This is a genomic window from Thermomonas carbonis (assembly GCF_014396975.1).
Lineage (GTDB): Bacteria > Pseudomonadota > Gammaproteobacteria > Xanthomonadales > Xanthomonadaceae > Thermomonas > Thermomonas carbonis.
The window spans coordinates 614,846-629,947 of record NZ_CP060719.1; the positions used below are offsets into that span (position 1 = coordinate 614,846).

Sequence of the window (15,102 nt, forward strand, 5' to 3'; positions counted from 1 at the left end):
TTGAGAAGCGGATCGCTCAGTCCAGCGCCCGCACGTACAGCGCCTTGCCGCCGGTCGCCGCAGTCCCACGCTCTTCCACCTTGAAGTGGCGCGGATGCTGGCGCAGCAGGTCGCTGAGCTTTTTCTGCCCATACAACCGCGGGTCGAAATCGGGCCGGACCTTGTTGAGGTAACTGCCCATCGTGCCCAAGTGCGCCCAGCCCTCGTCGTCGGAGGCTTCCTCGATGGCCTGGCGGATCAGCTCCAGCGGCAACGGCAGCGGACCGGCGGGCTTCGGTGCAGGCACCGGCGGCGCTTGTACAACCTCGGGCTTGCCCTGCCCCTGCGCCGTCTTGGCGGCGGCTTTCTTCGCCGTTTTTTGCGCCGGCTTCGCGGGTGTCGATGCGGCTTCGTCGGCGCGCAACACTTCGGTGTAGACAAACTTGTCGCAGGCCTGCACGAAGGCATCCGGGGTCTTGCGCTCGCCGAAGCCGTAGACCGTCAGCCCCTCCTCGCGCAGCCGCTGTGCCAGGCGGGTGAAATCGCTGTCGCTGGTGACCAGGCACATGCCGTCGAAGCGGCCGGTGTACATCAGGTCCATCGCATCGATGATCAGCGAACTGTCGGTGGCGTTCTTGCCCACCGTGTAGGCGAACTGCTGCACCGGGCTGATCGAATGCTTGAGCAGCACCTTCTTCCACTGCCCCAGCTGCTGCGAGGTGAAGTCGCCATAGATGCGCTTCACGCTGGCCAGCCCGTACTTGGCCACCTCCGCCAGCAAGCCCTCGATCACCGAGGCCTGCGCGTTGTCCGCATCGATGAGCACCGCGAGGCGGCGCTGACCATCCTCATGCGATGGCTTGGGGCGGATGGTCATGGCGGGCTCCGAAGGCGTGGTGGCGTCAGGACTGATTGAACCACGGTCGCCCGCGAAGCCCGAGACCCTGATGCACGGCGCCCAGGGGTCGCTATCGGTGCAGTAATGGCGCGGCGAGGGCCTGCAAGGCCAGACGCAGCTGCGCATCGGGCGGCAAGTCAACCGGCAGCATCGTGACGTCTGCTTCGTCGACGGGCGCTTCCAGCGTGGCGAACTGGCTGTCCAGCAGCGACACCGGCATGTAATGGCCACGGCGCTGGCGCATGCGTTCGGCGATCAGCGGCGCTTCGCCCTGCAGGAACAGGAAGCGCAATGGCACGCCCGCCGCGCGCAATGCATCGCGATGCTGGCGGCGCAATCCGGAGAAGGCCAGGGTCACGCGCGCGCCGTCGGCCACGCCGCGTTGCAGCGCGTCGGCGATGCGCGCCACCCACGGCTGGCGCAGCGCGTCGGTCAGGGGCTGGCCGCTGGCCATCAACGCCCGGGCCTCGACGCTGTGGAAATCGTCGGCGTCGAGGAAGCTTGCGCCCCATGCGTCGGCCAGCGCGCTCGCCAGCGTGGTCTTGCCGCTGCCGGACACGCCCATCACCACGGCGACGCGCACGTCGCTCATGCCGGCCCCGCTTCGATCGGCAGCTCCACCCGCACCTGGTATCGACGCCCGGCCTCGACGCCGCTGAAGGCATCGCCTTCCAGCCATCGTGCATCGACCGAGACTCGCGTACCGGTGAGGCCGGCGATACGCTCGATCTCCACGTCGAACTCGGCGCCGCGGAACCGCCGCCATGCCCGCGCGCGCGGCCAATGCGACGGCAGTTGCGGGGCGATGCGCAATACGTCCCCATCGCCGCGCAGGCCGAACAGTTCTTCCACCAGGCAGCGATACAACCACGTCGCGGTGCCGGTATTGAACAGCTGGCTGGAGCGGCCGGCGGTGCGCGGGTGCAGCCGCCACGCGCCGCGATAGTAGTTGGGGACGAACACCGGCAACTGTCCGCGCTGCAGGCAATCCTCGATGTCGGGGCCGGGGAGCATCGCGCGCAGCACGCACCAGGCGCGATCCGCTTCGCCCACCTTGTAGAGGCTGTGCAGGTAGAAGGCCGCGGCGTGGTTGTAGACAGCGCCGTTCTCGGCCGATCCGGGGAATTTCTGGGCCAGCCGGCCGATGTCTTCGCGCATGCCCGTGTACGGCGGGTCGAGCATGGCCACGCCGTGCGGCGACACCAGCCGTGCGTCGATCGCCGCCAACAGCCGGGCGCGCCGCGGCGGGTCTGCCGCGCCGCTGAGCATGGCCCAGCTTTGCGGGTTGAGGTAGATGCTGCCTTCGGCGTCGGCGCGCACGCCGAACACCACGCCGTCGTCGGTGATGCCGCGGCCGTACCAGTCGCCGTCCCACAGGTGCGCGTTGACCGCGCTGTTGAGCGCGTCGGCGCCGGCCTCGAAGCGCATGGCCTGTGCGGCACGCCCGCGGCGCGTGCAGACCGCGGCCCACAGGCGCAGTGCATGCGCGCTGGCCAGCGACAGCCAGCCCGACACACCGCGGCCCTTCCAGCCAACCATGTTCATCGGATCGCACCAGTCGCCCTGGGCGATGTAACTCAGCCCGCGTGCGTCGCGCGCCTGCAGCAGCCAGTCCATCGCTGCGTCGATCCGTTCCGCGACGCTGCCCGCGCTGCCCTCGCGGTCCGTCACCAACACATCGAGGAGGGCGTCGTCGCCGGTTTCGTCCAGATAGGCCTGCAGGCACACCGGCAGCCAGACGCAATGGTCGGCGTGCGGCACCTGGTTGATGTATTTCAGCTCCGCGCCTTCGACCAGCAGGATACCGTCGGGCATCGCACCGCTGGGCTCCTGCTGCGACAACGCATGCAGGAACGCGGCGCGCGCGGTGTGCGGCCGCAGGTAGGCCATGCCCATGTGGTCCTGCAGGTAATTGCGGGTCTGCGGATCGGTACTCAGGCGGTTGCTGTCGCCGTGGTAGTACACCTGTCGCGGCAGCCAGTGGTTGGCGAAATCGTCCAGCCACGGATCGGGCGTTTCGATGCGCAGGCAGCCGCGACCCTCGTCCAGGTAACCCGCACACGCGTCCCCTGCCGCGGAAAATCCTTCCGCTGAAAGATGCCGCGCACGCAGTGTCGCAATCTCGCTATCGTCGCGGGCCGGGCCGAAAACGAAGCGGTAGGTTTCCTCGTCTTCCGCTGCCAAGGCGAGCCGATACTGCAGCACCGCGGTCGGTGTCTCGTACAGCGCATCACCGCCCGCGAGCCGCTCGCGCGCAACGATGGCGGCCGGCGCGTGCAATCCGCTCTCGCCTTCGAACCCGGCCTGGTTCGCTTCCCAGGCATCGGGCTGACGCTCGTGCAGCAGTACGGTCCGGTCCTTGAAGTCGCGCTGGCGGAAATGGTCGGCCACCTTCTGGTACGGGGTGACGCTGTCGCAGACGATCCCGCCCAGGTCCGCGCGATAGCCACCGGACTGGTTCATCCATGACATGTAGCCGACCGGGAAGTACGGGTACAGGCTGATCCGGCGCGCACGACCGGAGCGGTTGCGCACGCGCACGCTCCAGAGTTCGGCCACGTCCTCCAGCGGCAAGCGCACCGACATCTCCAGCTCGATACCGTCGCACTGCACCGTCCACGACACGTCGCCCAAGCCGACCGAAAACGCGAACACATCCGGCATGCGATTCACCGGCGCGTGCGGTGCGGAAAACAGCAGGCCGCTGTCTTCATCCTTGACGTAGCAGAAGCGGCCGGGGTGGTGCGCGTAGTACGGCTGCTCCGGCTGCATGAAGCTCTTGGCTTCCAATGTCGGGGCATGCGCGTACCTGGCCGGCTCGGGCTGCATGAACTGCGCGGTGGCGTAGCCGCGGCAGTTCAGCTGCAGCAGCATCCGCCGGTTCCAAAGGAAGGTGGAGGCCTGCGGCATCGCCGTGGGACTGGCCAGCACGAAACGTCGCCCCTGTTCCTGGAAGCCGTATGCAAAGCCATCGGGAAAAGCCGCATCGAACCCGCGACTCATGTCGCCTCCGCCCGCCGCGCCATCAGGTCCGCCTGGACCCGCGCCAGCGCCGCGTCATCCAGCGGATAGGCGCGCATCACCCAGACCGCCAGCAGCGCCACCACGCCGGGGATCACCGTCAGCAGCAGCACGATGCCCAGGCGCGACGCGTCGGACTGGGCCTGGTTGGCGACATACCCCATCGCCGCCAGCGTCCACGCGATCCCCGCCGCGGCCACCGCGCCGCCCAGCTTCTGCGAGAACGCCGCGGCGGCGAACGTCATCGCGGTCGCGCGCCGCCCGGTTTTCCATTCGGTGTAGTCGGCGCAGTCGGCATACATGGAGAACGCCAGCGGCGACTTCGGCCCGAGCAGTAATCCGGCCAACGTGTTGAGCGCGAACATCACCCAGATCTGTTCCTTCGGCACGAAGTACATCGCACAGCTGAGCACGCCGACGCCACCCATCAGCCACATCATCAGCCGGCGCTTGTCCACCAGGCGGGCCAGCAGCGGCGTCAGCGCGGCGCCGATGGCCAGCGCCACTGAATAACTGCCGAGGAACAAGCCGGTCAGCTCCGGCCGCTCCACGTAGTACTTGAGGTAGTACACCAGCGAGCCGCTGCGCATCACGATCGTCACCATGATCACCAGCGCCAGCACGAACAGCACCATCCAGGGCTTGTTGCCCAGCAGGTCGAGCAGGTCCTGGCGTACCGCACTGCGCTGCTGCGGCAGCGGCTGGATCCGTTCGCGGGTGCTGGCGAACACGGTCGCGAAGGTGGCGATCGCCACGACCCCATACAGCGCCATCGTCAGTTGCCAGCCGAGCTGTTCGTCGCCACGGCCGAGCCAGCGCACCAGGTCGAGGGTCAGCCAGTTGACCAGCGTGGTGCCGGCGAAGGCGGCGATGAAACGGAAACTGATCAGGGTGGTGCGTTGCCGGCTGTCGGCGGTCATCACGCCCGACAGCGCCGAATACGGCATGGCCAGCACGGTGTAGGCCAGCATCATCAGGCTGAAGGTGGCGTAGGCCCACAGCAGCCTGCCATCGCCATCCAGATCCGGCACGGTCCAGGTCAGCACGCCGGCAACGGCGAGCGGCAACGCACCGTACAGAAGATAGGGCCGGAAACGGCCCCAGCGCGTGCGGGTACGATCCGCGATCGCGCCCATCAGCGGATCGGTCACCGCATCGAACAATCGGGTTACCAGCATCATCGTGCCGACCGCACCAGCGGCCAGCCCCATCACGTCGGTGTAGAAGATCAGCAGGAAGGCCGAGATGTTGGCCCAGTAGAGGTTGAAGCCGAAGTCGCCGATCCCGTAGCCGATCTTCTCGCGCAGCGGCAGACGCGCGTCGACAACGGTCACGGTCGCGTGCTTGGCGCCGACTTGCGCGGCGTGCTGGTCTTGGGTCATGCCTTCGCCCTGGAAAACCGGCATGCCGGCGCACCTCGCGCGCATGCATCGGTTGCTTGACAGCGATTCAAGCTTGCGGCCATCGCGCCGTGCCGGCAAGCCGGCGGGCAGGGTGCCCGAAGGGCGGGAGAGGGGGGCTTTCCCCCACCCGTCAACTACATCTCCGGCGTACTCGCCTCGATGATCCGCGCCGCCTCATCCGGACGACGCCGACTCTCACGAATCTCCTCCGCCGTTGGCTGTCGATAATTCGGCATCCCAGCCGGACGATCCTTGATCGTCGTCCCCGTGTAGTGATCGACCCTCCAGGCAGAGAACCTTGCAACGTCTCGTGCGGTTCAAGCGCGCCCGCCCCTTGCCGGCTCATTCCATCCTGCACGGATCTGCTGCTCTTGCAGGCTGCTTCGACTGCACGTAAACAGATGCTTGGCCACGAGGATGCTTGACGCGTGATCGTCTACCAATCGACCCGACAGCGCTTCCTCGAAGACAACGACCTTCACGCAATCGAAGAACTCATCGCCAACCAATACTTGGCCAAGACGGGCCGCTATGCGCCCGAAGGCGAATATCGCGCCTGGCGGCAGTCGTTGATGCAAATGGCGGAAGTGCTCGCGGACGACGCGATGCCGACATCGATGGGCGTGGGCGTGGAACTCGGGATACCACAGACCGCCAAGCGCATCGATTTCGTACTCTCCGGCACGGCTGACGACGGCACCGCAAGGGTCGTCATTATCGAACTGAAGCAGTGGTCGAGTTCGCGCGTCTCGGATCACGATGGCCTGATCTACGCGAACCGGGGTGGGCGCGCAGAAATCGAAGGAGCACACCCCTGCTATCAAGCGTGGTCGTACGCGACGTTGCTGGAGGGCTTCAACGAAGCGGTGCACGGCGAGGGCATCAAGCTCAGCCCCTGCGCATACCTGCACAATTACCATCGCGATGGCGTCATCGACGCGCCTTGCTACACGCCTTACGTAGAGAAGGCGCCCTTGTTCCTTCGAGGCCCGAGCGAACGGGCCAAGCTTCGGGACTTCATCAAGCGGCACGTCCGCAAGGGCGATCATGCAGCGGCGCTTTACCGCATCGAGAACGGGCGCATCAGGCCTTCGAAGATGCTGGCGGACAGCCTGGTTGGGATGCTCAAGGGGAACCGTGAATTCGTGTTGATCGACGACCAGAAGGTCGTCTATGAAACCTGCCTCGCGAAGTCGCGCATCGCAACGCCTGAAAAGAAGCAGGTGGTGATCGTGCGTGGCGGACCAGGCACCGGAAAATCCGTCGTCGCCATCAACTTGATCGTGGCATTGACGAAGCAGGGCTTGTTGAGCAAATACATCTCGAAGAATGCCGCCCCGCGGGCGGTGTACGCACAGAAACTGCGTGGCCACAGAAGGAATGTCGAGATATCGGGAATGTTCGGCGGGTCCGGTGCGTTCTTGGACGCCGAAGCCAATGTCTTCGATGCACTCGTGGTGGACGAAGCGCACCGCCTGAACGAGAAGAGCGGTTTGTACGGCAATCTCGGCGAGAACCAGATCAAGGAACTGATCGCCTCGGCGAAATGCACGATCCTGTTCGCCGATGACGACCAGATGGTGACCTTGGCGGACATCGGCCATTCGACTGACCTCGAAAAGTGGGCAAGCCGCATGGGTGCCGATGTCACCCACCTCGAGTTGGCGTCCCAGTTCCGTTGTGCTGGCTCGGATGGCTACCTTGCCTGGCTGGACGATGTCCTTGGGGTCCGCGAGACCGCGAACCCGAGTCTTGATCCAGGCGGTTACGACTTCCGTGTCGTGGATAGCCCTGCCGAGTTGGACCGCCTCATCCGCGAGCGTAACGAGGACAACAAGTCCCGCCTGGTCGCGGGTTATTGCTGGGATTGGAAGAGCAAGCGCAATCCGGATGCTTATGACATCGTGCTTTCTGAATCGGGCTTCCGTAGGCAATGGAATCTGGGAAGCGATGGGAGTCTATGGATCACCGCTCCGAATTCGATCGAACAAGTTGGTTGCATCCATACCTGCCAGGGCCTCGAGCTTGACTATGTCGGCGTGATCATTGGGCCTGACTTCGCGATCACGAATGGCGCATTGACGACGAATCCGTCTGGCCGCTCGAAAATGGATCGTTCCATCCGCGGCTGGAAGACCCTGATGAAGCGCGATCCGGTCGGTACCAGCGAACGACTCGACCGCATCATACGCAACACCTATCGCACCCTGATGACGCGAGGAATGAAGGGTTGTTACGTCTATTGCACGGATCCTGCGGTCGCAGATTTCCTCAGGCAACGGATGAGAACCCTCGATCGATGAGCGGCCTCCGCTAGACTCCGCAAAACCTCGGGGGACGCATGTCCGGCCACAGCCAGTTCGACCTGCTCAAGCAGCGCCGCTTCCTGCCGTACTTCACGGTGCAGGCGCTGGGCGCGTTCAACGACAACGTGTTCCGGCAGGCGATCATCGGCCTGCTTGGGGTGATGGCGGCGGCCGGATTGCTGGACGAGACCACGCGCGGCACTTACACGCAGCTGGCGCCGGCGGTGTTCATCCTGCCGTACTTCCTGTTTTCCTCGATCGCCGGGCAGTTCGCGGAGCGCACCGAGAAATCGAAACTGATCCGCATCACCACCGCGATGGAGATCGCGATCATGTCGCTGGCGGCGGTGGGCTTCCTGCTGCAGAACATGGTGGTGCTGCTGGTCGCGCTGTTCGCCACCGGCGTGCAGTCCACGCTGTTCGGGCCGGTGAAATATTCCATCTTGCCCTCGGTGCTGAAGCCGGAGGAACTGACCGGCGGCAATGGCCTGGTGGAGATGGGCACCAGCATCGCGGTGTTGCTGGGCATGCTGTTCGGCGGGCTGATCTTCACCGTGGCGGGGCCAGAGCACGGGCCGATGGCGGCGGCGATCGCGGTGATCCTGCTGGCGATCGCCGGCAACCTGTTGAGCCGGGCGATCCCAGCAGTACCCGCGCCGGCACCTGACCTGAAGATCCAGTGGAACCCGATCCCGGAATCCATCGCGATCCTCAAGCTCGCGCGCAAGCAACTGGCGGTGCGCAATTCGATCCTGGGCGTGAGCTGGTTCTGGTTCACCGGCACCGTGCTGACCGGCAACCTGCCGGTGTATGCGGAGACCCACCTGGGCGGCACGCCGACCTTGTACGTATTCGCGCTGGCGGTGTTCTCGATCGGCGTGGGCGTGGGCTCGCTGCTGTGCGAAAAACTCTCCGCGCGCACGGTGGAGATCGGCCTGGTGCCGCTGGGCGCGATCGGCATGAGCGCCTGCATCGTGCACCTGGCGCTGGCACCGGCGATCGCGGCGAAGGGCCTGGACGTCAGCGGCTTCATCTCGCAGCCCGGCGCGTGGCGCGTCGTGCTGGACCTGGCCGGGATCGGCCTGTTCTCCGGATTCTTCGTGGTGCCGCTGTTCGCGCTGATCCAGAGCCGCAGCCCGCGCGAGGAACTGTCGCGCGTCATCGCCGGCATGAATATCCAGAACGCGGTGTTCATCGTCGCCGCGGCGTTGGGCGGCGTGGCGCTGCAGCAGTTCCTGGGCTGGAGCATCCCGCAGGTGTTCCTGGCGCTCGGCATCGCCAGCATCCTGGTAGCCGCGTGGATCTTCAGCATCGTCCCCGAGTTCCTGATGCGCTTCCTCAGCTGGCTGCTGGTGCGCGGCCTGTACCGTCTCAAGCTGCATGGCATCGAGAAGAACGTGCCCGACGAAGGCGCAGCGCTGCTGGTCTGCAACCACGTGAGTTTCATGGACGCGCTGGTGCTGGCGGCGAGCATCCCGCGGCCGGTGCGCTTCGTCATGTACTACAAGATCTTCAACATTCCGGTGATGCGCTGGATCTTCAAGACCGCGAAGGCGATCCCGATCGCCGGTGCGCGCGAGAACCCGGAGCTGATGCAGCGCGCGTTCGACGAGGTCGATGCCGTGCTGGCCGAGGGCGAACTGGTCTGCATCTTTCCCGAGGGCGCGCTGACCAAGGACGGCAACATCGCGCCGTTCAAGTCCGGTGTGGAACGTATCCTCCAGCGCGCCGCCGCACGCGGCCAGGTCGTCCAGGTGGTGCCGATGGCCCTGCGCAACATGTGGGGCAGCATGTGGAGCCGCCGCGCCAACGCGAAGAAAGGCAGCGCGCTGGATCGCATGCGGGTGCCGCGGCGCTTGCGTGCGCATGTCGATGTCGTGGCCGGCGAGCCGGTGGATGGCGGCATCGCCACGGCGGAATTGCTGGAGGCGAAGGTGCGCGAATTGCGCGGGGATGCGGCCTAGCTCACCCAGCCCGCCACCACGAACAGCGCGATCACCGCCAGCCACAGCACCAGCACGCGCCAGGCGAGGTTCATTGCGTCGCGCAGTTCCGGCAGTTCGCCGAAGACTTCGGCGAGTGCGGTTGAAGGCGAGATGCCGGACTCGGCGTAGTCGGCGACTTCATCGGCGATCTCGCTGCGCACGCTGGCGCGGGCCGCATTCGGCAGCAGGCGGCTGTCCAGGCCGAAGGCGTTTTCCTCGCGCCATGCCGAGAGCACGCTGTCGAAATTGCCGACCAGCGCCAGCGCCAGGGCGATCAACTGGGTGACCGGCCACTCCAGCAGCGACAACCACAGGCGTGCGCCTTGCAGCGTGTCCTGCGGTAGTGCGTCCGCGTCCTGTTCGGCGGCGAGCACGCTCAGGCGATACAGCAGCGCGCCGAACGGACCCAGCACGCAGAACCAGAACAGCACGCCGAACCAGCGACGCTGCGCATTGCGGAACACGGCCTCGACCAACGATGCACCATCGAGCGATGCGTCGACGCCGGGCGGATACAGGCGTGCCGCGGCAGCGCGGCGCGATGCGGCATCGGGTGCGTCGAGAATCGCGGCGACATCGAGATCGAGATCGCGCGGCCCCCAGCACCAGAACAACACCACGATATCGAACAACAGGCCGACGAAGCCCCATAGCGGCTGGTCCAGCGCAACCTGCAGCAGGCCGGCAACCAGCAACGGCACCACCAGCGCCAGCGCGATGCCCCAGCGACTGCGCCACACGCTGTCTTCAGGGAATTGCGCGTTGAGCCATTGCAGCCAGCTGCGATACCAGCCGAACTGACGCAGGCCATTGGCGATGCCGGGTGCGAGGTGGCCGATGGCCAGCGCGATGATGACGGCGAGCAGCGTGGCGGACATCGCCCGATTCTACTGCGCGTCTATTGCGCGCCGCGCGCATCGTGCTCCGCCAGCCACGCACGGATCACATGACGCGCGATCGAGATCGGCGACGACAAGACGATGCCCTCGCCTTCCGCATCGGCGGTCGCCCAGTCGTTGGCCAGACCGGCGCGGATCTCGTCGGCATCGAACCAGCGTGCGGCTTCGAGTTCCTCGGTGGCGATCGGCGCATCGGGCTCGGCATCGGCGATGAAGCCCAGCATCAGCGAACTCGGGAACGGCCACGGTTGCGATGCGACGTAGCGCGCGGTATGTGCATGCACGCGCACGCCGGTTTCCTCGCGCACTTCACGCACCACGGTCTGCTCCAGGGTCTCGCCCGGCTCGACGAAGCCGGCGACCACCGACCAGCGCCGTGGCGGCCAGCTCGCCTGGCGACCCAGCAGCAAGCGCTCGCCATCGGTGACAGCAACGATCACCGCCTGGTCGGTGCGCGGGTAGTGCTCGCTCTTGCAGGCATCGCACACACCGAGCCAGCCCGCGCGCACGAACCGCAGGGTGCCGCCGCAGGCACTGCAGTGGCAATGCCGCTGGTGCCAGTGCTGCAGCGCCCGTGCTTGCGCGAACAACGTGGCCTGCCAGGCCGGCCAATGCGCGGCGGCGCGGCGCAGGTCGATGCGTTCCGGCGCGGATGCATCGAGTGTTGCCGCGCCGGCGAAGAACCAGGCTTGGCCTTCGCGCAAGCCGAGGAAGGTCATCGTGCCGGGGCCATTGCCGACCGTGGCGGCATCCAGCGCCAACAAGCGACGCTCGGCATCGGCGAAGGCGCGACCATCGGCATCAAGGGCGATGATCCGCGCGTTCGGCCACAACGCATGCAGCGCGTCGGGATCGCCGCGCAGGTGGTCGGCGCGATCAAGCGCGCCATCGACGAAGGAAAATGAAGAAAAGGCAGTCAGAGTCACTTTTCCTGCCCACGGGACCGGCACGCGGAGATCGCGTGGGAAAAATGACTCTGGCCCCCCTTTCTTCTCACACCGTGAAGCTGCTGCCGCAGCCGCAGGTCGTCTTCGCGTTCGGGTTGCGGATCACGAACTGCGCACCGGTCAGCGACTCGGTGTAATCGACGGTGGCGTCCATCAGGTATTGCAGGCTGAGCGGATCGACCAGCAGGGTCACGCCGTCGGTGACGATCGGCAGGTCGTCCTCGTTCTGGCCTTCGTCGAACTCGAAACCGTACTGGAAGCCGGAACAACCGCCGCCCTGGATGTAGACCCGCAGCTTGAGCGCGGCGTTGCCCTCTTCGGCAATCAGTTCGCGCACCTTGGCCGCAGCGGCTGCGGTGAACTGCAACGGCACGGGTGGCGGGGCCAGGTCGGCGATCGTGGGCAAGGCGTGGGTCTGTTCCATCCGCTCAGGATGGGGCGCGATGACGCGCGATTCAACCGTGGGGTTCAGTCGCCGACCGGCTTGGTGGCAGCGGCCGGTGCGGTCGCATCGCTCCAGGTCAGGCTCTGCTCCACCGGCGGCCCCGACGCCGGCACCAGCCGCACGATCAGGCGCACCGGCTTGACCCCGACCGGCAGCACGATGTCGCCCTCGACCTGCTGGAAATACTTGAACGAATAGGCCACGCCCGGCGCGTCCTGCTGCTGGCGCAGTTCGCTCCATGGCAGCTTGCGCATGCGCCCGTCTTCGCTGGCTTCCACCGACAGCTGCAGGCGACCGGTGTTGACCGCGCCGCGGTTCAGGTTCTGGGTCAGGGTGGCGACGAAATGCCAGAGTTGGGGATCGCGCTGCGGCTCGAGCACCAGTTCGTGCAGGCTCAACCCGTGGCGCTGGGCGGTGGCGCCGACGAAGCGTTCGTAGAAGGCGATATCCGCACGCAGGCTGGCGATCTCTTCATCGCGCTCGGCCAGGGTGCCCTGCAGGTCGGCATTGGCCTGCCGGCTGATCTGGTCGGATCGCCCCAAGGTGGCGACCTGCTGTTCGAGCGCCTCGATGCGGTCGCCTTGGTCGCGCAGGCGCTCGCCGGCATTGGCGGGCTGCGGACCGAAGCTGCGCCATGCGCCCCAACCACCGAACGCCACAGCGGCCAGCACCAGCAACAGCAGGGCCATGCGCGGATGGCCGTTATCGCGCTGGTGATGCGGGGCGTGAGGGGTCGACATCCACTCGGTATCGCACCGCCACGGAGCCTGCGTCAAGCCGCAGCGCCGTATAGACTGCGGAGGAAGGCGCCACCGGGCGTCGCATGGATCGCGGGATGGAGCTGGAACAATCGCACCTGTTCGCCATCGGCGTGCTGCTGGCCTGGCTGGCGGGCGTGCGCGTGTACCTGACCGTGTTCGGCGTGGGCCTGGCCGGCATGCTCGGCTGGCTGCAATTGCCGGATGCGCTGCAGGCCACGCAGTCGGCATGGGTGCTGGGGACGGCGGGCTCGTTGGCCGTCGCAGAATTCTTTGCCGACAAGATCCCCGGCGTGGATTCGATCTGGGACCTGCTGCATACCGTGCTGCGGGTGCCGGTGGGGGCGTTCCTGGCGGCCGCGGCGATGTCGCCCGATGGCGAACTCGGGGCCGGCATGCTGGCCACCGGTGCCGGCGTGGCGCTGACCAGCCACGTCATCAAGGCCGGCTCGCGCGCACTGCTCAACACATCGCCCGAACCGGTCAGCAACTGGACTGCGTCGGTGACCGAGGACGCAGCGGTCGTTGGCGGCCTCGCCTTGGCCTTCACGCATCCGTGGCTGGCCTTGGCGCTCGTGGTCGCCATCAGCCTGCTGTTCGCGTTCTCCGTGTGGTGGTTGTGGCGCCGGCTGTTCCGCCGCGCACCGCGCCCGCAGGCCGCTTGAGCACTCGCATGATGGCCTGCAACCACTGTCTTTCACGTCAGAATCGTTCGATGGACGCCGCTTGCAACGGTGTCTCCAGGGGGAATCCATGACCATGTCCGCCGAACCGGCGACCACCGATACCGACAAGACCGATCCCTACCGGGTCGTGATCGTCGAGGATGACCGCAGCCAGGCGCTGTTCGCGGAAGCGATCCTGCGCGGTGCCGGCATGCTGGCCGAGGTCGTCTCGGCTCCCGAACGGCTGATGGCCACGATGGAGCAGTTCGCGCCCGACCTGGTACTGATGGACCTGCACATGCCGGGCACCAGCGGCACCACTCTGACCGTGCAGATCCGCGAACATCCACGCTTCGAACAGATCCCGGTGGTCTTCCTGACCGGCGACCAGGATCCGGAGCGCCAGTTGGAAGTGCTTGAGCTCGGTGCCGACGATTTCATCCTCAAGCCGGTGCGGCCGCGCCATCTCATCGCCGCGGTGCAGAGCCGCGTGCGCCGCTCGCGCGCCGCGCAGACCCGGCAGGTCCCGTCCGAGCCCGAACACCATCCGGTCACCGGCCTGTTCACCCGTCCGGTGTTGATGCAGAAACTCGGCGCCAGCATCCCGTCCACCACCGGCGGTGCGCTGCTGGTCGAGATGGGCAATGCCATTGCCTTGCGCAACCGCTACGGCTACGCCGGCTTCGAATCGCTGATGAACGATGCCGGCCGCCTGCTGGGCACCATCGCCAAGGGCCAGTCCGCCGCGCGCCTGAGCGACAACGCCTTCCTGGTGCTGGCACCCGGCCTGCAAGCCAGCCAGCTCGATGCCTACGCGCGCACCCTGCGCGACGGCATCGGTTACCACGATTTCCATGTCGAGCAGGAACCGCTGCGGCTGCGTTGCGCGATCGGCCACGCCGCGTTGTCGCATGGTTTTGCCGATGCCGGCGCGGTCCTGGCCGCGGCCGAGGACGCGGTGCGCAATGCACGCGAGCAGGTGATCGGCATCGCTGCCTACGTGCCACCGCCGGACCTCGCTCCGCCCACTGGCGGGATCGCCGATGCCCTGCGCGCCTCGCTGTCCGGCGAGGCCGAACTGATCCACCTGGCTTTCCAGCCGGTCGTCGCAGTCGCCGGCGGCGAAGACGCGCAGTTCCAGGTACTGGTGCGGATGCGCGATGCCCAGGGCGTGGAACAGATGGCACGCGATTTCCTGCCAGTGGCGGAAGCGTCCGGGCTGCTGCCCGCGCTGGATCGCTGGGTGATGGAGCGCTCGCTGGTGCTGCTGCAGAAGCGTCGCGCCGAGAGCAAGCCGATGCGCCTGTTCGTCTCGCAGTCGCCGCGCACGCTGGCGCAGGACGCCTACTCCGGCTGGCTGGTGCATGCGCTGGAGCAGGCGAGCGTGGAGGGTACGTCGCTGGTGTTGGATATCCGCCTGGACGACGCGCTGGTGCATTCGATGCTGCTGCGCCAGTTCTGCGAACGGATGGTGCCCGCCGGCGTGCAGTTCTGCCTGAGCCAGTACCGCCACAGTGCCGACGCCGACATGCTCCTGCAGCAATTGCCGCTGGGTTACCTGCGCCTGGCCGCCGATTTCGCCCGTCAGCCACTGCCGCCGGAACTGCGCGACGAGATGCGCGAAGTCATCGACCGCGCCCACCGATTGGGCCTGCAGGTGATCGGCCAGGCGGTGGAAGATCCGCAAGCGGCCGCCGCGCTATGGATGGGCGGCATCGATTTCATCCAGGGCAATCTGGTACAACGGGCTGAGCAGGCCCTCGACTTCGACTTCCAGCACGCAACCTTGTGACTTC

General features: G+C 66.5%; 12 protein-coding genes. 4 read left to right on the forward strand and 8 right to left on the reverse strand.

The window, feature by feature from the left end; translation table 11 throughout:
• Positions 1 to 16: 16 nt before the first annotated feature.
• The 4 genes from H9L16_RS02955 to H9L16_RS02970 all read right to left on the reverse strand — a co-directional run bounded on the left by H9L16_RS02955 (position 17) and on the right by H9L16_RS02970 (position 5,304).
• Positions 17 to 856, reverse strand: coding sequence for an NYN domain-containing protein (locus H9L16_RS02955; RefSeq protein WP_223158165.1), 840 nt, complete (start codon positions 854 to 856; stop codon positions 17 to 19).
• A gap of 91 nt (positions 857 to 947) precedes the next feature.
• On the reverse strand, positions 948 to 1,469 hold the full coding sequence (locus H9L16_RS02960; protein WP_187553114.1) for a gluconokinase: 522 nt from the start codon (positions 1,467 to 1,469) through the stop codon (positions 948 to 950).
• The gene (locus H9L16_RS02965; RefSeq protein ID WP_187553115.1) at positions 1,466 to 3,880 is read right to left on the reverse strand and encodes a GH36-type glycosyl hydrolase domain-containing protein; all 2,415 of its coding nucleotides are present in this window, start codon (positions 3,878 to 3,880) and stop codon (positions 1,466 to 1,468) included. Before H9L16_RS02965 ends, H9L16_RS02960 begins: the two co-directional genes overlap by 4 nt.
• Positions 3,877 to 5,304: an MFS transporter gene (locus tag H9L16_RS02970; RefSeq protein WP_425507220.1), complete on the reverse strand. Its 1,428-nt coding sequence runs from the start codon at positions 5,302 to 5,304 to the stop codon at positions 3,877 to 3,879. The genes H9L16_RS02965 and H9L16_RS02970 overlap by 4 nt, the downstream gene beginning before the upstream one ends.
• A 425-nt stretch (positions 5,305 to 5,729) precedes the next feature.
• Here H9L16_RS02970 and H9L16_RS02975 point away from each other — a divergent pair, with 425 nt between their 5' ends.
• Together H9L16_RS02975 and H9L16_RS02980 are read left to right on the forward strand one after the other, a co-directional pair.
• Positions 5,730 to 7,604 (forward strand): DUF2075 domain-containing protein, encoded by a 1,875-nt coding sequence (locus tag H9L16_RS02975; RefSeq protein WP_187553116.1) that lies wholly within the window; start codon positions 5,730 to 5,732, stop codon positions 7,602 to 7,604.
• Positions 7,605 to 7,642: 38 nt separating this feature from the next.
• A complete protein-coding gene (locus tag H9L16_RS02980; RefSeq protein ID WP_187553117.1) occupies positions 7,643 to 9,571 on the forward strand; it encodes an MFS transporter in 1,929 nt (642 codons plus the stop codon).
• On the opposite strand, the gene H9L16_RS02985 is transcribed toward H9L16_RS02980, so the two are convergent.
• The 4 genes from H9L16_RS02985 to H9L16_RS03000 all read right to left on the reverse strand — a co-directional run bounded on the left by H9L16_RS02985 (position 9,568) and on the right by H9L16_RS03000 (position 12,623).
• Positions 9,568 to 10,470, reverse strand: a complete 903-nt coding sequence (locus H9L16_RS02985; RefSeq protein WP_187553118.1) for a cobalamin biosynthesis protein — start codon at positions 10,468 to 10,470, stop codon at positions 9,568 to 9,570. The two genes, H9L16_RS02980 and H9L16_RS02985, sit on opposite strands and share 4 nt — an antisense overlap.
• A 20-nt stretch (positions 10,471 to 10,490) precedes the next feature.
• Positions 10,491 to 11,417, reverse strand: coding sequence for an NAD(+) diphosphatase (nudC, locus tag H9L16_RS02990; protein WP_187553119.1), 927 nt, complete (start codon positions 11,415 to 11,417; stop codon positions 10,491 to 10,493).
• A 67-nt stretch (positions 11,418 to 11,484) separates the two neighbouring features.
• Positions 11,485 to 11,862, reverse strand: coding sequence for an iron-sulfur cluster insertion protein ErpA (erpA, locus tag H9L16_RS02995; RefSeq protein ID WP_187553120.1), 378 nt, complete (start codon positions 11,860 to 11,862; stop codon positions 11,485 to 11,487).
• Positions 11,863 to 11,906: 44 nt separating this feature from the next.
• Positions 11,907 to 12,623 carry a DUF6776 family protein gene (locus tag H9L16_RS03000; RefSeq protein ID WP_229796523.1) on the reverse strand — a complete coding sequence of 239 codons (717 nt, stop codon included), beginning with the start codon at positions 12,621 to 12,623 and terminating at the stop codon, positions 11,907 to 11,909.
• Between the two features lie 101 nt (positions 12,624 to 12,724).
• Between H9L16_RS03000 and H9L16_RS03005 the strand changes: the two genes are divergently transcribed.
• Together H9L16_RS03005 and H9L16_RS03010 are read left to right on the forward strand one after the other, a co-directional pair.
• On the forward strand, positions 12,725 to 13,306 hold the full coding sequence (locus H9L16_RS03005) for a DUF4126 domain-containing protein (protein WP_187554020.1): 582 nt from the start codon (positions 12,725 to 12,727) through the stop codon (positions 13,304 to 13,306).
• 88 nt (positions 13,307 to 13,394) lie between these two features.
• A complete protein-coding gene (locus H9L16_RS03010) occupies positions 13,395 to 15,098 on the forward strand; it encodes an EAL domain-containing protein (protein WP_187553121.1) in 1,704 nt (567 codons plus the stop codon).
• Positions 15,099 to 15,102: the final 4 nt, after the last annotated feature.